Source organism: Nisaea sp. (genome assembly GCF_017640745.1).
Classification (GTDB): Bacteria; Pseudomonadota; Alphaproteobacteria; order Thalassobaculales; family Thalassobaculaceae; genus Nisaea.
Map to the genome: position 1 here is coordinate 83,299 of NZ_JAEPQA010000014.1, position 21,247 is coordinate 104,545.

19 protein-coding genes are annotated in these 21,247 nt (G+C 63.2%); 5 read left to right on the forward strand and 14 right to left on the reverse strand.

The genetic code is table 11. From position 1 onward, the window contains the following. Nucleotides 1-304: 304 nt before the first annotated feature. The gene (locus tag JJ959_RS11535) at nucleotides 305-3,286 is read left to right on the forward strand and encodes a DUF4347 domain-containing protein (protein ID WP_292883691.1); all 2,982 of its coding nucleotides are present in this window, start codon (nucleotides 305-307) and stop codon (nucleotides 3,284-3,286) included. 28 nt (nucleotides 3,287-3,314) lie between these two features. On the opposite strand, the gene JJ959_RS11540 is transcribed toward JJ959_RS11535, so the two are convergent. The 3 genes from JJ959_RS11540 to JJ959_RS11550 form a co-directional block, all read right to left on the reverse strand. Beyond that, nucleotides 3,315-4,730, reverse strand: coding sequence for a mechanosensitive ion channel family protein (locus JJ959_RS11540; protein WP_292883693.1), 1,416 nt, complete (start codon nucleotides 4,728-4,730; stop codon nucleotides 3,315-3,317). Further along, the gene (locus JJ959_RS11545) at nucleotides 4,727-4,888 is read right to left on the reverse strand and encodes a YqaE/Pmp3 family membrane protein (protein WP_292883696.1); all 162 of its coding nucleotides are present in this window, start codon (nucleotides 4,886-4,888) and stop codon (nucleotides 4,727-4,729) included. The genes JJ959_RS11540 and JJ959_RS11545 overlap by 4 nt, the downstream gene beginning before the upstream one ends. Before the next feature lie 177 nt (nucleotides 4,889-5,065). Further along, nucleotides 5,066-7,216, reverse strand: a complete 2,151-nt coding sequence (locus JJ959_RS11550) for a methyl-accepting chemotaxis protein (RefSeq protein WP_292883698.1) — start codon at nucleotides 7,214-7,216, stop codon at nucleotides 5,066-5,068. A gap of 314 nt (nucleotides 7,217-7,530) precedes the next feature. Here JJ959_RS11550 and JJ959_RS11555 point away from each other — a divergent pair, with 314 nt between their 5' ends. The 3 genes from JJ959_RS11555 (at nucleotide 7,531) to JJ959_RS11565 (ending at nucleotide 11,062) form a co-directional block, all read left to right on the forward strand. Continuing rightward, nucleotides 7,531-8,958, forward strand: coding sequence for a nucleobase:cation symporter-2 family protein (locus JJ959_RS11555; protein WP_292883701.1), 1,428 nt, complete (start codon nucleotides 7,531-7,533; stop codon nucleotides 8,956-8,958). A 195-nt stretch (nucleotides 8,959-9,153) separates the two neighbouring features. Continuing rightward, a complete protein-coding gene (locus JJ959_RS11560) occupies nucleotides 9,154-10,263 on the forward strand; it encodes a hypothetical protein (RefSeq protein WP_292883704.1) in 1,110 nt (369 codons plus the stop codon). Nucleotides 10,264-10,306: 43 nt separating this feature from the next. Then, nucleotides 10,307-11,062, forward strand: coding sequence for a class I SAM-dependent methyltransferase (locus JJ959_RS11565; RefSeq protein ID WP_292883707.1), 756 nt, complete (start codon nucleotides 10,307-10,309; stop codon nucleotides 11,060-11,062). A gap of 351 nt (nucleotides 11,063-11,413) precedes the next feature. On the opposite strand, the gene JJ959_RS11570 is transcribed toward JJ959_RS11565, so the two are convergent. The 6 genes from JJ959_RS11570 to hmgA are packed head-to-tail and all read right to left on the reverse strand — an operon-like array spanning nucleotide 11,414 to nucleotide 17,614. Further along, nucleotides 11,414-12,184 carry an alpha/beta fold hydrolase gene (locus JJ959_RS11570; RefSeq protein ID WP_292883710.1) on the reverse strand — a complete coding sequence of 257 codons (771 nt, stop codon included), beginning with the start codon at nucleotides 12,182-12,184 and terminating at the stop codon, nucleotides 11,414-11,416. After that, a complete protein-coding gene (locus JJ959_RS11575; protein WP_292883713.1) occupies nucleotides 12,181-12,396 on the reverse strand; it encodes a DUF2783 domain-containing protein in 216 nt (71 codons plus the stop codon). The genes JJ959_RS11570 and JJ959_RS11575 overlap by 4 nt, the downstream gene beginning before the upstream one ends. Continuing rightward, on the reverse strand, nucleotides 12,393-14,009 hold the full coding sequence (locus JJ959_RS11580) for an FAD-dependent oxidoreductase (protein ID WP_292883715.1): 1,617 nt from the start codon (nucleotides 14,007-14,009) through the stop codon (nucleotides 12,393-12,395). The genes JJ959_RS11575 and JJ959_RS11580 overlap by 4 nt, the downstream gene beginning before the upstream one ends. 12 nt (nucleotides 14,010-14,021) lie before the next feature. Then, nucleotides 14,022-14,972 carry an MBL fold metallo-hydrolase gene (locus JJ959_RS11585; RefSeq protein WP_292883718.1) on the reverse strand — a complete coding sequence of 317 codons (951 nt, stop codon included), beginning with the start codon at nucleotides 14,970-14,972 and terminating at the stop codon, nucleotides 14,022-14,024. Nucleotides 14,973-15,005: 33 nt separating this feature from the next. Then, nucleotides 15,006-16,253, reverse strand: coding sequence for a fumarylacetoacetase (gene fahA, locus JJ959_RS11590; protein WP_292883720.1), 1,248 nt, complete (start codon nucleotides 16,251-16,253; stop codon nucleotides 15,006-15,008). Nucleotides 16,254-16,255: 2 nt separating this feature from the next. Further along, nucleotides 16,256-17,614, reverse strand: coding sequence for a homogentisate 1,2-dioxygenase (gene hmgA, locus JJ959_RS11595; RefSeq protein WP_366817012.1), 1,359 nt, complete (start codon nucleotides 17,612-17,614; stop codon nucleotides 16,256-16,258). A gap of 108 nt (nucleotides 17,615-17,722) precedes the next feature. Here hmgA and JJ959_RS11600 point away from each other — a divergent pair, with 108 nt between their 5' ends. Continuing rightward, complete coding sequence (locus JJ959_RS11600; RefSeq protein WP_292883723.1) at nucleotides 17,723-18,211, forward strand: MarR family transcriptional regulator; 489 nt, start codon at nucleotides 17,723-17,725, stop codon at nucleotides 18,209-18,211. An 8-nt stretch (nucleotides 18,212-18,219) separates the two neighbouring features. On the opposite strand, the gene JJ959_RS11605 is transcribed toward JJ959_RS11600, so the two are convergent. The 5 genes from JJ959_RS11605 to JJ959_RS11625 all read right to left on the reverse strand — a co-directional run bounded on the left by JJ959_RS11605 (nucleotide 18,220) and on the right by JJ959_RS11625 (nucleotide 21,085). Then, a complete protein-coding gene (locus tag JJ959_RS11605) occupies nucleotides 18,220-18,915 on the reverse strand; it encodes a PAS domain-containing protein (protein ID WP_366817014.1) in 696 nt (231 codons plus the stop codon). Between the two features lie 61 nt (nucleotides 18,916-18,976). Beyond that, complete coding sequence (locus JJ959_RS11610) at nucleotides 18,977-20,068, reverse strand: histidinol-phosphate transaminase (RefSeq protein WP_292883725.1); 1,092 nt, start codon at nucleotides 20,066-20,068, stop codon at nucleotides 18,977-18,979. 6 nt (nucleotides 20,069-20,074) lie between these two features. Further along, a complete protein-coding gene (locus JJ959_RS11615; RefSeq protein ID WP_292883727.1) occupies nucleotides 20,075-20,458 on the reverse strand; it encodes a hypothetical protein in 384 nt (127 codons plus the stop codon). A 17-nt stretch (nucleotides 20,459-20,475) separates the two neighbouring features. Continuing rightward, complete coding sequence (locus JJ959_RS11620) at nucleotides 20,476-20,634, reverse strand: hypothetical protein (RefSeq protein WP_292883729.1); 159 nt, start codon at nucleotides 20,632-20,634, stop codon at nucleotides 20,476-20,478. Between the two features lie 49 nt (nucleotides 20,635-20,683). After that, nucleotides 20,684-21,085: a hypothetical protein gene (locus JJ959_RS11625; protein ID WP_292883732.1), complete on the reverse strand. Its 402-nt coding sequence runs from the start codon at nucleotides 21,083-21,085 to the stop codon at nucleotides 20,684-20,686. Nucleotides 21,086-21,247 lie beyond the last annotated feature (162 nt).

Consider the following 21,247-nt stretch of genomic DNA (forward strand, 5'->3'; position numbering starts at 1 on the left):
GCGTCTTCCCGCCGATAGGCGCTACGCCAACGTCGGTTGACGGGGCGGTGAGGTTTTCCATGGCGCTCATCTTCTACGAATTCTCCGCCATGAAGAAGAATTATCAGGCATGTTCCGCCAAGGAATCTTGGCATGACTGCTGTCCTTTTAAAGCCCTCCGCGATCCAACACCGGGCGGGCCCTGCACCAGGTTTCCATATTGGTAAATTTGGAATTTCCAATCATTCCAGCAGCAATTTTACGGGGAAGGGAGTATTAAGGTTAAAGGGGTAATGGGCGAAGCGTCAGTGTATCTTAAGGAAAAATGACGGTCAGGATTTCTGAACAAAAAGGTATTCGGGGAAATTTTCCCGAGATTCCGTGTTTCGACCCCACCGGACGTGAAACGCGCCCGGGCCGGCGAGACGCCGCACTTGTCCTGATCGATGCCGGGGTGCCGGCGCCCGGGCTTCTGGCCAAATCCCTGACCGACACTCCCGAAATCCTCCATATTGGCCGGAATGGCGGCCCTCTGCAGGTTCTCGAACGCGCGGTGCGCGACGCCGCGCCTTCGGCCTCCTCCGTGCATCTGTTCTGCCATGGCCGTCCGGGCGCTCTCTCGCTCTCCGCAGGCGATCTCGATCTCGACGCGATCGCTCGTGACACCGATGGAATTGCAGCGCTCCGGCAGGCCCTCGCCGGACGCCCGCTCGTTCTCTATGGCTGTTCGGTCGGTCGGGGCGATATCGGCCGGCGCTTCGTCACCGCACTCTCCTTCGCGCTCGACGTCCCGGTCCTCGCCTCCTCGACGCCGACCGGTAATGCCGGGCGTGGCGGCGACTGGGTGCTGGACGTCGCCGCGGGCGACCGGCCGGAAGCCTTCCTGGAGTTGATCGACCCGGAGCGGGCGGCGGCCTGGCCGGGCCTGCTTCCGGGCACCACCAACGTCACGACAGCGGCGGGCGACACCAGCGCCGGGTCGCTCCGCGCCGCCGCCGCCAACGTGAGCAATTTCCAGACCTACGTCTTCCAGGATCTAGGCAGCTCCGCAACGATCAGCCTCGGCGGTAATCTGACGTTCTCGGATACGTCAGCGATCGTCTGGCAATACAGCGGGACGACGGATGCGCTGACGGTCAGCAACAACACGATCACGACCGTCAGTCACCTCTATATGCAGATCGGATCGTCCAGGACGATCACCATCAATTCCGATCTGCAGATGGGCGCGGGCGGCGACAGGATCTTCGCGGCACAGAGCGGCAACGCCGTCCTCAACGGCAGCGTCACCAATGTCGGCACCGTGCAGATCAATGGCGGCACGACGACGCTTGGGACCACCACCTCGGCCGGCACGATCGACATTCTCAGCGGCGGGACACTGCGCTTCACGACAGACGCGACCTACACCTCTGCCATCGAGATCGAGGACACCGCGACGATCGACACGAACGGGCGCTCCGTCAGCTTCAGCGGGGCCTTCACCGACGACGGGACGAACGCTCTGGTAAAGACCGGCTCCGGCACGCTGACGCTCTCTGGCACCAACACTGCCTCCGGAACGATGACGGTCAATCAGGGCACGCTCTCGGTCGCGGCCGACGCCAATCTCAGCGGCGGTGCCGTGACCATCAATGGCGGGACGCTGGCGGTGACCGGCGCGACGACGATCAACAACGCCATCGTCCTCGGTTCGTCGAACGGTACGATCAACGCCTCGGCCAATGCGTCGGTCAGCGGCAATATCACCGGAACCGGCAGCCTGACCAAGATCGGCACGAGCACTCTGACGCTCGCCGGCACGAATACCTATTCGGGCGGCACTACGATCTCCGGTGGTACGCTCCGTCTTTCCGGCGGTAATGCGCTTTCCGATAGCGGTACTGTGACGGTCAATGCCGGGGCGACCCTCGACCTCAACAACACCAGCGAAACCATCGGCTCGCTCGCTGGCAGCGGCACGGTGTCGGTCGGCTCCGGCTCGATCACGCTCTCGAGCGCCGGCAGCAACAGCTTCTCCGGCAGCATGACAGGCACCGGGACCTTCACCGTCGCGTCCGGCGTGACGCTGAAAGGGACCAGCACCTACGCGACCGCGGTGACGGTGCAGAGCGGCGGCACGATCGCGCCGGGGAACAGCCCGGGCAAGATCTCGACCGGGAATCTTACGCTGAGCAGCGGTTCGACGGCGGAGATGGAGATCAACGGGACGACGGCCGGGACGCAGTACGACCAGATCGCGGTTACCGGGACGGTCACGATCTCGAACGCCACCCTGACCACGAACTTCGGCTATACCTCCGCCATCGGCGACAGCTATGTGCTGATCGACAATGACGGGACCGACGCGGTCACCGGAACCTTCTCCGGGCTCGCCGAGGGAGCGACGATCGTCAGCGGCGTGGACTACTACCAGATCTCCTATGCCGGCGGGACCGGCAATGACGTGGTTCTGACCCGGATCGCCACTCCCGTCGCGTCATCGTCCGGCTCGGCGACGACTTTAGGATCGGAGGGGAATGACGTCATCGTCGGGGATTCCAGTTCGAACCTGATCCGAGGTCTGGGCGGGAACGATACGATCACGGGGCTTGAGAGCAACGACACGATCTGGGGCGATTCCGGCGCGGATCTGGTGCATGGCGGGACGGGTTCGGACCTGATTTACGGCAATCAGGGCGCCGACGTGATCTACGGCAACCAGGGCCTCGACACAATCTATGGCGGGCAGGAGGGCGACCGGATCTATAGCGGGCAGGATGCGGACCTCGTCTATGGCAATACGGGCGCGGACACGCTCTGCGGCAATCTTGGGGATGACCGTCTGCATGGTGGTGACGGCAACGACCTGATCTACGGCAACCAGGGTGCCGATAAGCTCTGGGGTGGTGGCGGGGCGGATACGCTCTGCGGCGGTCAGGACGCGGACCATCTCGAAGGCGGAGCGGGCAACGATTCCCTGGCCGGCAATCGCGGCGCGGACACGCTGGTCGGCGGCGACGGTGCGGACACGCTGGTCGGCGGTGAGGGAAGCGATCATCTCTACGGGAACGCCGGAGCCGATCTTTTCAGCTTTGGCGACGGTTCCGGCGCCGACATCGTACTGGATTTTTTCGTCGGCGAGGATGTGATCGGCGTGAGCGCTAACATCAACGGGTCTGGTATCGCGAGCGCTTCAGAGATGCTGACCCGCATCGTCGCGGACGGCTCGGGCAACGCCGTCATCGACCTTGCCGCCGGCAATTCTGTCACCCTGATCGGCGTGGCGCCGTCCCAGCTCGGCGCGGACAGCTTCCTCATCGTCTGAAGCGGGCCGCAGCGGCGAGGACGAGACCCTACGGCGTTCGCTTCTCTTCCGGCAGCAGATCCTCGCCGGCTTCGGGGATGTCGGCGGTGGCGGCATGGCGCTCGAGGGTCTCGGTCTCGTTTTCCAGACCGCCCTCGGATGCGGTCGCGGCCGCGCCGGACTCCTCGGCCGCGGTCTCCTGAACGGGCGCCGGTGTTTCTGCGATGCCGGCCGCGCTGCCCATCCCAATCACCGGAACGCCTTGGGGGAATACCACTTCGCGGGCCTCGTCCGGCATCGAGATATTGGCCTCCATCAGCGCTTTCTTCACCAGACGCAACAGGGCCGAGCGCACCTTGAAGACAGAATAGGTGTGGCCGTCGAACCAGAAATAGGCGCGGAGATTGACCGTCGCGGCGCCGAGGGAGTCGACCAGTACGAGCGGTTCCTCTGGATCCGAGAGAACCGCCTCGTGCTCCGCGAGGACCTTGCGGATGATCTCCTGGGCATGCGCGATCGAGACGTCGTAGCCGATGCCGATCTGGAGGAATTCCTGGCGGGCCGGGGCGGCGCTGTAATTGACGATCGTGCTCTTGAAGATCACGGCGTTCGGGATCTGGATGTGATTGCCTTCCATCGAGAGCAGGAGGGTGCTGCGGGTGTTCATGCTCTGCACCGTGCCTTGCTGGTCTCCAACGGAGATGTAGTCGCCCCGGCGGAACGGCTGCCGGATGCTGAGCAGCAGGCTGGCGAGGAAATTCTCGGCGATGTCGCGGAAGGCGAAGCCGATGATGATCCCCGCGACACCGGCGCCGCCAAGGATCGAAAGCGCGAGCTGGGTCAGACCCGCGACCTGCAGGACGATATAGAGCCCGATCAGGAAGACGGGGATCGCCGCGACCCGCGCGATCACACCGCGCAGGTACGGGGACTCGACCTGCCGGCCCAGCATGCGCTCGACCAGCGTGGCGACAAGCTTTGCCGCATAGAAGGCGAACGGCAGGATGACGATTGCAAGCGCGAACAGCGGCAGGCTGGCGACACCCTTACGCAGCAGGGACTCGATCTCCCTGAGGGCGGGCCGGAAGCTCCAGTCGACGTCCGGGGTGACGGTGATCCGGTTGACCACCGCAACCACGTCCTCGGTCTTCGAGGCAAGCTCGCGCGCCCAGGCCCGGCGCTCGTCCGTGTTCGTGTCGCCGTCGAGAAAGACAACGCCGTCGGATGCGCTGACCCCGATGCCGCGGTACCAGCCCGTGGCGTCGAGAATATTCTCGATCCGAGCGGCGATCTGGTCGTCGCGGGCCACGGGGGCGACCGCGACCGACTGGGGGGCGGCGGAGAGCTCGCCGTCGGCGGACGGCTTCTCCTGCGCCGAGGCCGTCCCGGACAGCCCGATCGCGAACAGCGCGAGCGCGAGCAGCAGCGCCGCGAGAGGCGAAGCCGGGCTCCGGCGGGCGCTCACGAGCGCTTCGCGATCACCCAGACGCCGTGGACGATACCGGGGATGTAGCCAAGGAGAGTGAGCAGGATATTCAGCCAGAAATGCCCGCCGATCCCGACCGTCAGGAACACTCCGAGCGGCGGAAGGAGGATCGTCAGAAGCAGTCGAATGATGGTCATGGCGCGGTCCGTTCAAGGTGACGGTGTTGTCCGATTATAACGCCGGATCCGCGTTTTGGTTCCTTTCAGGAGACAGGGACGACCGGGGCATCAAAAGAAAAGGCCCCGGGAGTCCGGGGCCCTTCCTTCGTCTTGCTTGTTACCGGCTCGGGCCGGCGGCGCCTTGCGGTGCTGCCGTTAGGCCGCTTCCTCGACGTCGTCCTTGTCCTCGCGGATGTGCGAGATGAACTTGTTCGTCTCGTCCATCAGCAGGTTGCAGTTCCGCGAGAGTTCGTCCGCCGAGGCCTGGAGCTCTTCCGTTGCAGCGCCCGTGCCCATGGCGTCGTCCGCCACAGCATTGATCTCGTTGACGACGGAGCGGATCTTGTCGAGCGCGTTGCGGGCCGAGCGGGCAACGGCGCTGGTGGTGGCCGACTGCTGCTCTACCGCGGCGGAGATCTCCGTCATGGTCACGTTCGTCTCGGTCGCGGCCTCGGTGATGATCGAGACGGCCTTGGTCGAGGATTCGATCTCCGAAAGCATGCCGGACACCTGCTGGCGGATTTCCTCGGTCGCGTTCTGGGTCTGCGAGGCAAGGTTCTTCACTTCCGAGGCCACAACCGCGAAGCCCTTACCCGCATCGCCGGCGCGGGCCGCCTCGATGGTGGCGTTCAGAGCCAGCAGGTTGGTCTGTTCGGCGATGTCGGCGATCAGCGAGACGATGTCGTTGATCTTCGCGCTGGCGGCGTTGAGGGCGTTGACCTTCTCCGCCGCGTCGGCCGCCTGTTCCGCAGCGCGGTTGGTCAGCGCGGAAGTCGAGGCGACCTTGTTCGCGACTTCTGTCACCGCGTGGTTGACCTCGTCAACGGCATTGGTCACCGACTCGATGTCGTGCCCGGCCTCATTCGCCGAATCCCGGACCGATGCGGAGCGCGAGGCGGTCCGGTTCGCCGTGTTGCTGACTTCGGTCGAGGTCGCCGAGAGTTCGGTTGCAGAGGAGGAGAGGGCGTCGATCACGCTGCCGACGGCGCTCTCGAAATTGTCGGCGAGGCCCATGATGATGGCGCGCTGTTTCTGGCGTGTGTCGATGCGGAACTGCTCCTGCTCTTCGCGGTAGCGTTCGGCGGCGCGGCTTTCCTGCTTAAGCTTGTAGAGTGCTCGACTGAGCTGGTGCAGCTCCGTCGGATTCTTGTGGTCCGGAACCCAGGCTTCGAGATTGCCGGAGGCGAGCTCGACTTGGATTTTCGTCAGTTCCTGGATCGGCCGCGAAAGACGGTTGCCGAAGTAATATCCAGCCACACCGACTATGGCGCCGATGGCGACGATACCGATCACGATCTCGATCAGAATTCTGTAGATCGGGGCGAAAATCTCGTCTTTCGACTCGCTTGCTGAGAAAGCGTATTTCACGCCCAGGAACTCAAGCGGCGAATAGTGCGTGATGCGATACGCGCCGTCGGTTTCGACCTCGGTAATACCGCTTTCTCCCGCCAGGGCAGTGCGGATCGCGTCGTTCTCCACTTTGCGCTTCAGAATGGCGTCCTTGACCAGCGCCGAGTCGTTGCGGGCCAGGAAATCGGAGCCGACGAGCAGCAGCTCGCCGCTCGCGCCGAGACCGTCCTTGTTCGACATCAGCTCGTTGATCTTGTCGACAGGCATCTGGAAGGCGAGCACGCCCTTTGTCACTCCGTCGACGACGATGGGCGCGGAAATGAAGCTCGCCGGAGCGCCGTGGCTCGGCGCATAGGGGCGGAAATCGAAAAAGCTGTGATCGGTCGGGTCGGATTTTTTCAGCGCGGCCCGGAAGGCTTTGCCTAGGTCGGTATCCTTCCACTCGCCGGTATTCAGGTTGGTGGCGTAGTCCAGTTCCTTGAAGACGGTGTAGATCAGGTTGCCCTGGGCGTCGAAGATGAAGATGTCGTAATAGCCGCGGCGTTGCAGCAGGTCGCGGAAGATCGGGTGATAGATCTTGTGGAAGTTCGAATAGGCAGACCCGTCGCTGGCGGCATCGAGCTTTTCCTTCTGCCCGGTCGGGTTCGGGTTGTCCGTGATATAAAGTTTTTGAAGCGTCTTCATCTGGTCCGTGCCGAGCGCCACCCAGGCGTTGGAAAACTGGTTCAAGGCCTGCTTGGTCGTCGGATTTTCTGCGAAGATTGTCAGGTCGTCGCGGATCTGGCCCAGATAATTTGAAAACTGCTCCTGGCGGATCTTGTCCACGGAGGTGAGCCGTGCTTCCGCCTGATCTTGGAGGGTTTGGGAGGTCTCCCAGGCTGTGACGCCACCCTGGATGAAGAGGGCCATTATCGCCGGCAGCAGGGCCAGCAGCAGGATCTGTCTGGAAAGACGCATCACGGGTCTCCGCGCTAAAGGAGAAAGGCTGACAAAAATAAACGCGCGATACGCTTAGCGAAGTCTCACCGGTATCGCGATGGCGTGAATAATTTAGCGAAAATTTTAATTTTTAATGAAAATGCCGGATATTCCGCTGAGATCGCCGTGGGCGTTCGAAAACGCCAAACGCATGTCGAATTCTCTTCCTCCGGAAACTGTGTTACGGGAATTTTAAGGTGATCGCGCGGGGCGTCCATACGCGGAGAAGGTGTGGTGGGCGGCAAGAGACGCGGCTAGGGGGGAGTTCACTTTCATGAACGGGGGACCTGCCTATGACCAGCACTTCGATCGGAACGCCCGATCAGCTTCGTGATCCGGACTACACGCCACCGCCCGCCAAGGCCATCCCGCTCGGGATCCAGCATGTGCTGGCAATGTTCGTCTCGAATGTGACGCCCGCGATCATCGTCGCCGGCGCCGCCGGGTTCGGGTTCGGCTCCAATTCGCCGCACTTCCCGGAACTGCTCTACATGATCCAGATGTCGATGGTCTTCGCCGGCATCGCGACCCTGCTGCAGACGATCTCGCTCGGACCGGTCGGCGCGAAACTGCCGGTGGTGCAGGGCACCTCGTTCGCCTTCCTGCCGATCATGATCCCGCTGGTCGCGGGCAAGGGCGTGGACGGGCTGGCCGCGCTCTTCACCGGCGTCATCGTCGGCGGCATCTTCCATGCCCTGCTAGGAACCGTCATCGGCAAGATCCGCTTTGCCCTGCCGCCGCTGGTGACCGGTCTCGTCGTCACGCTGATCGGCCTCGCTCTGGTCAAGGTCGGGATTCAGTACGCCGCCGGCGGCGTTCCGGCGATGGACAAGCCGGAATACGGCTCTCTACTGAACTGGTCCGCCGCGGTGGTCGTCATCATGGTGACGCTCGGCCTTAAGTTCTTCGCCCGCGGGATGCTCTCGATCTCGGCCGTGCTCATCGGTCTTCTGGTCGGCTATGTCTACGCCATCACCATCGGCATGCTGCCGTTGTCCGCGATCGCCGGATCCTGGGAGCGCGCGGCTTTCTTCGCCCTGCCGCAGCCGTTCAAATACGGCGTCGAATTCTCCGCCGCCGCGATCATCGGCTTCTGCCTGATGGCCTTTGTTTCGGCCGTCGAGACGGTGGGCGACGTTTCCGGCATCACCAAGGGCGGCGCCGGACGCGAGGCGACGGACAAGGAGATCCAGGGCGCGACCTATGCCGACGGTATCGGTACGGCGGTGGCCGGCTTCTTCGGTGCCCTGCCGAACACCTCCTTCAGCCAGAACGTGGGCCTCGTAGCGATGACCGGGGTAATGAGCCGCTACGTGGTGACCTACGGCGCGATCTTCCTGATCGTCTGCGGGCTGGTGCCGAAAGTGGGCGCGATCATCCGCACCATCCCGATCGAGGTGCTGGGCGGCGGCGTGATCGTCATGTTCGGCATGGTGGTCGCGGCCGGCATCTCGATGCTGAGCGATGTGCACTGGAACCGGCGCAACATGGTGATCTTCGCCATCGCGCTCTCCATCGGCCTCGGCTTGCAGTTGGAACCGAAGGCGGTGCAGTACCTGCCGGACACGCTCCGTATCCTGATGACCTCGGGACTGCTGCCGGCGGCTTTCATTGCCATCGTGCTCAACCTGGTTCTGCCGGAGGAACTGTCGGAGGAGGCGACCGAGGAAGTCTCGGGAGGCCTGTCCGGGCGCGGCAACGGATCACTGTCGGGAGAATAGGCCCTCAGCGGATCAGGGACGGTCTGTTTCGCTGCAGACATGCTCTGTGGCCGGTTTTCCGGCGCTTGCTGGCATCTCGGCCGGTCGCCTGGAAATCTTCATACCTCCTGTGTGTGGGGACGATAGAGGAGTCCACGGCCGCACCGATACGTGTTAATTGAATTCTCACCGCCATCGAAGAAAGAGAGGACCCTGATGCTGGACGATCAAGTCCCCGTCGAAACAGTCGGAACCGTGAATCCGGACCTAGGCATCGACTTCAGGGATAATGTTCTCGCCAAGATCCGTGCGGGACAGCGAAAGTTTTATCCGGAAATGGCGGATCTCTCCTGGTACGGCAGCTTCCTGACGCACCTGCAGCGGACAAATGGGCGGAAATTCAAGGATCAGCTCGCACAGGTTCTTGCTGAACACACAAGGTGGATAACTCGCGATTTCGACATTAAGGGTGCGGCCGGCGATCCGGTTCTCGGCAAAATGGCTGCGAACATGAAGACCAGCGGGTTCGTCTACCTCCAGTTTCCGGATGCGGTCCTCAGCGATCTGAAACAGTCGCTCGAGGCGAGCAAATATAAGAACGCGGTCGAGGGAGTTTTGCTGTCATTCGATGAAGTTCTCAGCAAGGGAACACGAACTGGTTATTCGACTGCATCCGCAGCCGAGCATGGCGATTCGAACCTTCTGGATTTTCCAGCGATCGCCCGGATCGCACAAAACCCTTCAGTCCTTCGCGTTTTGCGTGACCACCTCGGAGCGTTGCCGATGGTCGGCGGTTTCGAAATCACGCTCAATCAGGCGAATAAGACCGGGGATGTTCCGTCTGGCGATTGGCATGCGGACAAGGGGTCCATCGCGTTCTGTAAGATGTTCATCTATTTGAATGACATAGACAAAGCGAGGGGGCCTCACGGCTTTGTCATGGGTTCGCACGATCTTGCCGCAGTTGAGGCCCGCCTTAGGGCGGATACGTCTCTTACGGAACGAGCGGTCGTCGAATTGCTGAACATGCAGAGATGGCCTCAGGAACTCATTCATCGGTATTTCCCGGAAGAGCAGAAATATCACTGCGGTCCGGCGGGACTTGCGATTCTCGAAGATACGCGAGGCTTCCATCGCGGGAGCGAACTAACAAATGGATACCGCTGGATGATTACGATCCAATGGTGTCTTGATCCCGTGACCCTGGCGATGCCGGACCGGATCGACCTCAAAGACGTGGATCCGAGCCTAGTCCCGGCCTCCGAACTGGAGCGGGCGAGATTTCGCCATATTTTTTCTCGTTATCTTGTCCCCTCACATGACTAGAACGAGAGACCGTTCACTTATGAGAAGCGTGGAAGGTTGAGGAATGGAATTCCGTATTGTCCACATTGATAGCGGCTACACTTACCGCAGCCTTAAAGAGGCCGGTGGCGAAAAGAACATGTATCAGCGCAATGTGAAGAAGGATTTTTCAGGTTTCGAACAATTCTACGATGAGAGACAGAGCACGATTCTGAAGAGCAGCCCGGGGCTGTTTGACGCGAAAGACCGCTCATTTCAGCTTGCTTTGATGCGCAACCGGTTCGGGATGTTGCCACATCATAAATACCTGGATTACGGCTGCGCCACCCTCGCCGCCGGGCGACATATTATCGAGTATCTGGAGGCTGGTGGGTACACTGGAATGGATGTCTCAGAAGAAGCCATCCGGCTGGCTCAGGACCGGATTAAGAATCCGCCTCTTCGTGAGAAAAATCCCCGCCTGTTTCATATCAAAGACGGTGTTTTTCCGGAGTTGGAGTCCTCGTATTTCGACTATGCAGTTGCGTTTTCCGTGTTTACGCATTGTCCACCGAAATTGGTTTTGAATATTATGAAGTATATTTATCGCCTCTTAGCGCCAGGTGGATTGTTTGTTGCTTCAATAAGTGTCGCGGAAAAAGACATATTGATGCAGGGTTATCATAATTTTTATTATCCAAAAGAATTTTTCTACTTTGTTGCAGGGAAAATGAATATAGATCTAAGCATTGTTGAAGATGAGACGTCACTCGACGCCAGGGCAAAAAATCCACAACTCATCGGTGATCCGATGAATGTCCTGATCAGAAAACCCGCCTAGGCACTCATTGTTAGAAAAAATATGATATGAGCGGTGCGTGTGTTTTCGTCCGCCCGGGGGCCTCTGTTTCCGGTGCTGTAGGCGCGACCGCTCTGCCAGACGCTGTCGGGCCGTTTGCACTGGATTTTAGGGGGGGACGGGAGTGGATTTCCCTTTCCTTCGCATCGGCCTTCAACCAATAGGTCTATCTGACCTTCGAGGCCCGGGAAGAAGTGGAGTTCGTCGACGAGAATCCGGAGATCGGCATCGTCCGGACGAGTGCGGACGGTATCCATATCTTCATCCGCTCCGTCGGCCGCGAAGGCGAGCCCTTTCCGCACGATGAGGACAAGAGCACGTTAGACTGTCGCTTCACAGGTTACCGAGAAACGATTTCACCCGCTGGTTGACCTGATCGGGATCCTCCCAGGCGGGAAACCCTCCCGCGCCGTCGATCAGCACGGATTCGCTTGTCGGGGTCAAGGCATCGATCTCGGCGGCCAAGCGCAGGAAATCCCTGTGATCGAGGCTGCCATTATAGATCAGAACCGGGATTGCGATCCGCGAGAGAGCGGGGCCGAAATCTCCGACCGGGGCTGGAGATGCGGTGTCCGTCCACGGACGGCCTTTGAAATCCTCGACGATCCGCCGCTGTTCCGAGGCGCGGCGGGTCTCCGGATCGGCGCGCATGGTCTCGAACCAGCAGCTCTCCTCCCACCAGACGCGGCGCGCCTCTTCCATCCCGGCCTCCGCAGCGACGCGCCGGACCCGGGCGATCATCTCGTTGGCCACATCGGGGTTTCGGCCCGGAATGACCGGAGCCTCAAGCACAAGCGCGTCGATCAGTCCCGGCGGTTCTGTCGCCGCGAGATAGAGTCCGACGGCGGCACCCGTGTGCGTGCCCCAGAACCGGGCGTGTGTGACGCCGTGCGCGCGCATCTGCCCGAGGATGTGGGCGGAGAACTCGATATGGCCGAAAGGGCCGGCCGCGTCCGATGCCTCGCCGTGGCCGAGCAGATCGAGGGCGAGGACCCGGTGGGTGTCCGAAAAGACCTCGGCCTGCCGGTCGAAGATGCGCCGGTCCTGCGACATGCCATGCACCATGACCAGCCAGGGGAGACTGTCCTTTTCCGTCCCGCTCATGATTTTGCGCCGCCTTGCGGAGTGATGTCGCGGGCCGCTGCGAGGGCCTTGCTCAGTTTCTCCCGTTCGCCGATCTGGTTCGCCAGCAGCAGGATCAGCCGGGCGTTGAGAGCGTCGCTCTCCGCCTTCGTCAGCCCTTCATGCGCTGCGAGCAGTTCGGCATAGAAGCCGTCGGGATCCTGCAGGTTGGGCGAAGTCTTGAGGTCGCTCATGCGGTGCCTCCCGTCGCGGTGCCGATTGCCGCCGCGATAGCGCTGGGATCATAGGACGGCCAGCGCCCGGCGACATGCTGGTCCGGGCGGAGGAGATAGACCGCCTGTTTCGCGGTGCCGAGATAGCGTTCCCGGAGTGCGCCGGAGGCGTCCTCTCCCGCCGAAAGCGCAATTCCGCGCAGCGGCACGCCCTTGACCTCGGAGGCTTCAGGAACTTTTGCATCGACTCCGAGCAGCGTGAAGCCGCCGCCGAGCTTTCCGAGCAGCCAGCCGTTGCCTGATGGTGCGTCCGCCGCAGGGGCGCCAGGTCGGGTGCGGGCGGGACCGCCGGGCAGGGCGTCGGCCGTGTTGAGAGTCGAGGCGTCATGGATGGCCGGAACGCTGAGCCGGCCGGAATTGACCAGCGGCCGCGCGAAGGCGTGGCTCTCGGCGAGGTCCAGTACGGCATCGCGGAAGATCCGCGACATCTCGGATTTGGGCGTGATGAAATCGGTAGAGCGGGTGGAGTTCAGGATGTTCTCGTCCGCCGCCTGCACGCGTTCCCGGTTGTAGCTTTCGATCAGGCTTTCCGGCGCCCTGCCGTCCAGCACCAGCTTCAGCTTCCAGGCGAGGTTGTCCGTGTCCTGGATGCCGCTGTTGGCGCCGCGCGCGCCGAAGGGCGAGACCTGGTGCGCGCTGTCGCCCGCGAAGAGCACGCGGCCATGGGCGAAGCGCTCCATACGGCGGCACTGGAAGGTATAGATCGAGACCCATTCGAGGCTGAATTTCGCCTCCTCGCCGAGCATCGCTTTCAGGCGCGGGATCACGTTCTCCTCGCGCATTTCCTTCTCGCGGTCGATGTCCCAGCCGAGTTGAAGGTCGATGCGCCAGACGCCGTCCGGCTGCTTGTGCAACAGGGCGGACTGCCCGCGGTTGAAGGGTGGGTCGAACCAGAACCAGCGTTCGGTCGGGAACTCCGCCTCCATGATCACGTCGGCGATAAGAAAATTGTCCTCGAAGACGCGGCCGTGGAAATCGAGCCCGAGAATGGAGCGGACAGGCGACTTGGCCCCGTCGCAGGCGATCAGCCAGTCGGCCTCGAGGTCGTATGGGCCGTCCGGAGTCTCGATTGTGAGGCGGGCGCCGCTGGCATCCTTCTCGACATGGGTGACCCGGTTGCGGCCGCGGATCTCGACCGGCTTGCCTTCGGCTTGCAGTTCGCGAAGCCGCTCAAGCAGCCCGACCTCGAAATGATACTGCTGCAGATTGATGAAGGCGGGGCGCCGGTGGCCCGCTTCCGGCAGCAGGTTGAACTCGTAGACCTGCCGCTCGTCGAAGAAGACCTTGCCCTTGTTCCAGGTGACGCCCTTCTCGACCAGCGGCTGGCCGCAACCGAGCCGGTCGAGGATCTCCAGCGTCCGCTTGGAGAAGCAGATCGCCCGCGAGCCGTGGCTGACCTTGTCGTTGTCGTCGAGGACGAGAACCGGCACGTCCTTCAGCGCGAGATCGACGGCAAGCGCAAGGCCGACCGGCCCGGCGCCGACCACGACGACCGGGTGCCGGACCGGAGCTTTCGCATCCTGGTCCGGCGAGCGTTCGTAAGGATAGAGCGGCCGCTCGAAGATCCGGCTCATGGCGCCGTCCTCCTAGCCCTGGAGTTGTTCCCACATCTGCCGGTCGCGCTCGGCGGTCCAGATCCGGGGTGTGTCCATGCCGAGCGCCTCGTCGTAGGCGCGGGTCACGTTGAAGGGCAGGCAGTGCTCATAGATCGGCACGTCGCTGAATTTCGGGTCACAGGCGGCGCGCACCGCGTCCCAGGCTTCCTTCAGCGAACCGCCGCGCGCGGCGACGGCGGCCGCCGGGCGGTAGGTGTTCATCAGGAAGTCACGGGTGAAGTCGAGCGCGGCATCGACCTGCTTGGTACCCACCAGCGCGGCACCGCGGCCCGGTGCGATGGCGAGCGGGTCGTAGCTCTTGATGTTGTCGAGGGTTTGGTCCCAGTCGCTGAAATGGCCGTCGCCGCAATAGCAGGCGGCCTTGTACTCGACGATGTCGCCGGTCAGCATCACGCGCTCGTCCGGGACCCAGGCGACGATGTCGCCGGCAGTGTGGGCACGGCCGAGATGCATCAGGTCGACCCGGCGGTTGCCGAGATATACCGTCATCTTCTCTTTGAAGGTCATCGTCGGCCAGGTCAGGCCCGGGATCGATTCATGGCCCTGGAAGAGGCGCGGGAAGCGGCCGAACTCGCTGTCCCAGTCCTCCTGGCCGCGCTCGGCGACCATGGCGCGGCATTTCTCCGAGGCGAGGATCTGCTCCGCCCCGTAGGCCGAGGCGCCGAGCACGCGGACTGCGTGGTAATGCGAGAGCACGACATATTTGATCGGCTTGTCGGTGACGCTGCGGATCTTCTCCACCACCTTGTGCGCGAGGCGCGGTGTCGCCTGCGCGTCGACGATCATCACGCTGTCGTCGCCGATGATGACGCCGGTGTTGGGATCGCCCTCGGCGGTGAAGGCCCAGATGTCCCGGCCGATCTCGCTGAAGGTGATCTTCTTTTCCGCCATGTCGCCCATGGACGCGAATTGCTTGGCCATCTGGCCGTCCTCCCGTTTGCTCTCTTCTCGTTCTTAGGTGCGCGCAGGCAGAACCCTGCCCGTGCAATCTCCGAAACCGATCCTGTAGCCCTTGCCTTGGGCATGTCCGCGCAGGGTCACACGGTCGCCATCTTCGAGGAAGCTCCGCGTGACTCCTCCCGGCAGTTCGAGTGGCGTCTTGCCGCCCCAGCTCATCTCCAGCAGCGAGCCGTAGCTGTCCGGCGTCTCGCCGGAGATCGTGCCGGAGCCGAGCAGGTCACCGGTCCGCATCGGGCAGCCGCTGCTCGAGTGGTGCGCGAGCTGCTGGGCGGCGGAATAGTACATCGTGTCGTAGTTCGTGCGGCTGATCACCGTTTCCTCGGTGGCGCCGGCGGGCGTCAGCGCGACCTCCAGGTCGATCCTGTAGAGCATCGGCCCCGGCTCCTCGAGATAGGGCAGGAGCTTGCGCTCGCGTTCCGGCGTCTGGGTGCGGAACGGCTCCAGCGCCGCCTTTGTCACCACCCAGGGCGAGATCGTGGTGCAGAAGGCCTTGCCCTGGAAAGGGCCGAGGGGCTGGTATTCCCAGGCCTGGATGTCGCGCGCCGACCAGTCGTTCAGCAGCACATAGCCGAAGATCATCTCGTCCGCTTCGGCCACCGTCACCGGCTTGCCGAAGTGGCTGCCGGTGCCGACGACGGCGCCCATCTCCAGCTCGATGTCGAGCCGCTTGCTCGGGCCGAAATCCGGCTCGCCCTGGTCCGGCGTTTTGAGCTGACCCCTGGGGCGGTGGAAGTCGGTGCCGCTGACGACGACGGAGGAGGCCCGGCCGTTATAGCCGATCGGGATATGCAGCCAGTTCGGCGGCAGCGCGTTTTCCGGTCCGCGGAACATGGTGCCGACGTTGAAGGCATGCTGCTTGCCGGCATAGAAGTCGGTGTACTCGCTGACCCGGAACGGCAGATGGAGCGTGACGGCCGAGAGCGGATGCAGATAGCGCCCTTCCTTCTGGCGGACCGCACCGTCGCCGCCCTCGCGCAGCAGATCGGTCAGGCGCGCGCGGACCTCGGCCCAGACATCAGAGCCGAGTTCCATGAAGGCATTCAGCGCGGGCTCGGAGAAGACGTGGGTCTTGCCCGTCGGGAGCAGCTTGTCGGCTTCGAGCGCGGCGAGGTCGAGCACCCGGTCGCCGATCGCCACGCCGCAGCGCGGCGCGTCCGAGCCGTGGGAAAAGACGCCGTATGGCAGGTTCTGAACCGGAAAGTCAGTATCGGCCGCGTTAGCGGACGGAAGCCAGCTTCGCATGGTCACTTGATGCCCGGCGTTCCGTCGAACTTCTTCTCGAGCCCGGTCCAGCAGCCGATATAGTCGTCCTGGATCGGGGCCTCCTTGGCGGCATATTCCGTCAGGTGCTGCGGGAAGCGGGTCTCGAACATGAAGGCCATGGTGTCGGCCAGCTTGTGCGGCTTCAGCTCCGCGTTCGAGGCGCCCTCGAAGGCCTGGGTGTCCGGCCCGTGCGGCAGCATGCAATTATGCAGGCTCATGCCGCCCGGAACGAAGCCCTCCGGCTTGGCGTCATAGGCGCCGTAAATGTTGCCCATGAATTCCGACATGATGTTGCGGTGGTACCAGGGCGGGCGGAAGCTGTGCTCGGCCACCATCCAGCGCTCCGGGAAGATGACGAAGTCGATGTTCGCGGTTCCCGGCGTCTCCGACGGCGCGGTCAGCACGGTGAAGATCGACGGGTCCGGATGGTCGAACAGGATCGCGCCGACCGGGGAGAAGGTGGTCAGGTCGTACTTATAGGGCGCGTAATTGCCGTGCCAGGCGACGACGTCGAGCGGCGAGTGCGGGATCTCGGTGACGTTGAAGCTGCCGCACCATTTCACGATCAGGCGGCAGGGTGTCTCCTTCTCCTCATAGGCGGCGACCGGCGTCTTGAAGTCGCGCGGATTGGCGAGGCAGTTGGCGCCGATCGGGCCGCGGCCGGGCAGGGTGAACTTGGCGCCGTAATTCTCGCAGATATAGCCGCGGGCTTCCTTGTCCAGCAGCGTCACCTTGAAGATCATGCCGCGCGGCACGATGGCGATCTCGCGCGGCGCGAGGGTCATGCGGCCGAGCTCGGTGAAGATCTCGATGCGGCCGAGCTGCGGCACGACCATCAGCTCCGCGTCCGCGTTCATCATGTAATCGTCGGTCATGTCGGCGTTGCAGGCATAGACATGGACCGCCATGCCCGCCTGGGTGTTGACGTCGCCGGCGGTGGTCATGGTTTTGATGCCGTGCACGAAGTCCGTCGGCGCGCCAGGCACCGGCACCGGGTTCCAGCGGTACTGGCCGAGCGGCAGTCCGTGGTCCGGCTGGTGCGGCGCAGTCTTCCAGCCGTCGACGGAGATGCGGGCGAAGCGCGCGGTATGCTTCACCGAGGGCCGGATGCGATAGAGCCAGCTGCGCTCGTTCTCGCCGCGCGGGGCGGTGAAGGGGCTGCCGGAGAGCTGCTCGGCATAGAGGCCGTAGGCGCATTTCTGCGGACTGTTCTGACCCTGTGGCAGGGCGCCTGGCAGGGCCTCGGTCTCGAAATCGTTGCCGAAGCCCGGCATGTAGCCGTTCGAGGTGCCGGTCAGCGGGTTGCTGCTCATGCCGGCGGATTCGGAAACCTTGTTCATTTCGTCCTCCCGGAAGGGCTGTTCGGGCCCGGATTTTTGATTGGTTCCGGGCACCGTGTCCCGTAGGATGAGGATGATCGTTACAAATGAAACGAATGTCAATTGCCGATGCCTGAACAGTCTGACGCCGAAACCGACATGCTGGATCTGGACCGTTTCCTGCCCTACAGGCTGGCGGTGATCGCGGCCCGGGTCAGTAAGGCGCTCTCGACGCTCTATGCCGAGCGCTTCGGGATCTCGATCCCGGAATGGCGGGTGATCGCCCATCTCGCCCGCGCCGAGCGGATCTCGGTGCGCGACATCCAGGCCAGGGTCAATCTCGACAAGGTGAAGGTCAGCCGCGCGGTCAGCCGGCTGGAGGCGGCGGGCCTGGTCAGGAAATTGGCCAAGGCGTCCGACAACAGGCTGCTGGAAATCTCGCTCACCGAAAGGGGCTGGTCGGTCTATCGGCAGATCGTCCCACTGGCGACCGGGTTTGAGCGTGACCTGCTCGGTGTACTCGATCCGGCCGACCGCGCGGCGCTGGAGCGTATCTTCGGCAGTCTCAACGAGAGGCTCGACGAGACCGCGGCGCGTGACGCCGCTGCGGAGGACTAGGGCCGGGTTCAGAAAGACGGCGGCGTGGCACCGGGCGCGCGGGGGCGCCACTCGCCCGGGATCTGGCCGACGAGAAGCCGCGAGACCGCGCCCGCCCCGTCGACAAGCGGCAGGATCAGACGGCTCCAGCTCGCGGTCTGGGAGCCGGGGCGCGGATAGTGGGTGGAGAGCAGCGGCCGGCCTGTCTCGGTGACCGCCTGATAGGTCGCGAGGAAGAAATTGACGATATACTCGGTATCTCCGAAATCGCGCACCGTCCGGCCGGTGACGTCGCGCCCGAAGCGCTCGGCGATCAGGCTGCCATAGAGCCGGTAGCGAAAGTCCGCGCCGCCGTCGAGCACGTCGAGCAGCATCACATAGCCGAGAATGAAGCGCATTTCCGACGGGTCGATTGCTTTCGACGATGCGGCCACGCCGTCCTCCGCCTTAACCCGCCAATAGTCGTTCAGTTGCTGAAGTCGGGGGTCCGGTATCTGCTCGGTCCGAGGGGCCCATGCGATTTCGGGAGGGTGAGCGCCGTTCCTGAGGAAGACTGCACTTATGTCGGAAATGCGGTCTTCGAGCAGGGCCTGCTTCATTCCGGCAGCAATCTCGAATTCGCGATCCAATGCACGCTTCCCGTCAATCCCGTTATGCATCGCCCCCACCTCGCGGCAGAGCGCGCGACGAATGGCAAGGGAACTGCAACTGCACCTTCGGGGCATAGTTCTACTAAAAAAGCGTGAAATTGACGATGCTCAATTCGTCGAGCATCGGGACCGCCGTCTAGGGCGTGCGAAGGACCGCTGCCAGGTGTTCCAGCGTCAGCGCATTGCGCTTGCGGCTGTCGATACCGAAGCGGAGGCAGTGCGCGAGCGCGGGGGCGCCCGCGAGCGGGACCGTCTTCACGCCGCGTTCCGCGAGCCGGTCGTGCAGTTCCGCCACGTTCAGGCCCTTGAACCGCGCGACGACGAAATTGGTACGGCTTGGTAGAGCCTCGACCTCGGGCAGAACTTGCATGTCTGCGATGAACGTGTCCCGGTCCTCTGTCACCTGCCGGACCGCCGCGTCGACCAGCGCGGCGTGCCGGAGGATCGCGCGCCCGGCGAGGAGGGCGAGGGAGCCGACGGCAAAACTGCTCTGCCATGCGGAGAAGCGCTCAAGGACCTTTGCATGGCCGATCAGGTAGCCGAGCCGGATCGCAGCGGCACCGACCTTGGAAAAGCTGCGCAGAATGAGCAGGTTCGGGTGGCGCTCCAGGAGCCGGAGCGCGGCGTCGGGCTCCGGTGCGAAGGGGGCATAGATTTCGTCGAGCAGGACCAGACCCGGCGCGTGGGCGATGAGGCGTTCGACCTCGCACGGCGGAAACAGCAAGGATGTCGGGTTGTGCGGATTGCTGAAGAGCATCAGGTCCGGCGCCGTCTCCGCCAGCGTTCTGCGAAACGCACTGGTATTGAGCGCGAAATCAGGTTCGAGCCGGTGCGCATGCACCTTGACGCCGTGTTTGGCGGCGCTGCGACGGAACATGAAGAAATCGGGATCGAGGGTCAGCATCGCGGCGCCGTGCCCGACCCCCTGCAGAACAAGATCGATGAGTTCCAGCCCACCATTCCCGAGCAGCACGGTGTGAGAGGGCGGCAGCCTCAGGCGCTCGGCAATCTCCGTGCGCAGCGCCGCAGCCTCCCTGGCCGGGTAACGGTTGAAATCGAGTTTGCAGAGAGCGTTGCCAATCTCAGCGACGACGGGTTCCGGCAGGTTCAGAGGCAGTTCGAGCAACGTTCCGGCCCGCTCGGGCGCGGCGAAATACGTGTCCAGATTGGTCGGCAGCTCCAGCGCGCGGTGGCGTTCGAGAAAGTCGTCGAGGCTGAACGGGGGCATGCGCGGTCAGGCTTGAGCCGCGTGGACCGTGTCCTTGCCTGAAGACAAGTCCTCGTCGGCAAGGGTCGGCCGATGATGCAGATATCCGCCGAAGACGGCTTCGCAATCCGCGTGATATTTCTCGGTGAAGAGGATGTGTGTGTGCCAGACGATATCGACGACCCGGTCCGGCGCCGGGCCAGGCCCGGGGTCCGCGAGGCCCCGCGCCTCATGCTCGGCCCTCAGCCTGCGATGGGCGAGTGCCTGTTTCAGGAAATCGCGATAGCCTTCGATCGCTTGCTCCGTGGCCTCAGCTGGCCAGCTGTAACCGCCGTCCTCGACCGGCATGACCAGCTTTTTCCTCACGACAGCGAGGTCGAGCGTGCCGATCCTGTCGAGGGCGCCGGTCATGCGCGCGGTCTCGGCCATCAGGGGATGTAGCAGATCGCTGGCGTCGGTTTTGCGCTCTTGCGCGGACCCTCGGCGGGCGCCGCGCCCCCGGACGTTTCGCGAGTCTCGGCCTGAGCGCTCACCTGCGCATAGCTGTTGCCGGCGGCGTATTTTTCGAGAAGCTCTTTCGTGTTCATTCCTTGTCCTCCTTGCAGACCTGTTTCCTCCCGGCCGGATCCGGCCGGATCATTTCAGTCCGATCGTTACCTTGCCCATGCAGCGCCCGTCCGAGAACACGCCGCTGAAGTCGCCCCGCCGCGAGAGTGCGGTCGCATAGACGAAGGCCTCCGCCGTCGCGACGTCGGCATCCTTGAAGGTGATCTCGTATTCGTTCGACATCACGTAGACGCCGTGATGCATCGAGACGCTGGACTTCCTGATATGGATGCTGTGGCCGCCGTCGCTCGCCTTGTGATGCGCGGCGCCGTTGGCGTGCGGCGAGGTGACGTAGCCGCCGCCGTACCGTTTGCCGCAGACGTCCGCATCCTCGCTCGGGATCACGCTCTGCATGTCGCTGAAGGAAACCTGGACCTCCTGCGCTCCGGCGGTTCCCGCGCCCGCGATCAGCAATCCAAGAGCCAAAGCCATGAAACGCATACTCTTCCTCCTGCAAGCACAATGTCTTCGATCATGCTGCGCGGAGGCTTGGAAGCGCTCCATGACATAAATCAAACTTCGGGAATGGGGCTGCCGGAGGCGGCAGCACAAGTAACGGCACGCCGCCGATGGCTCGGCGGCGTGCCGCGGATG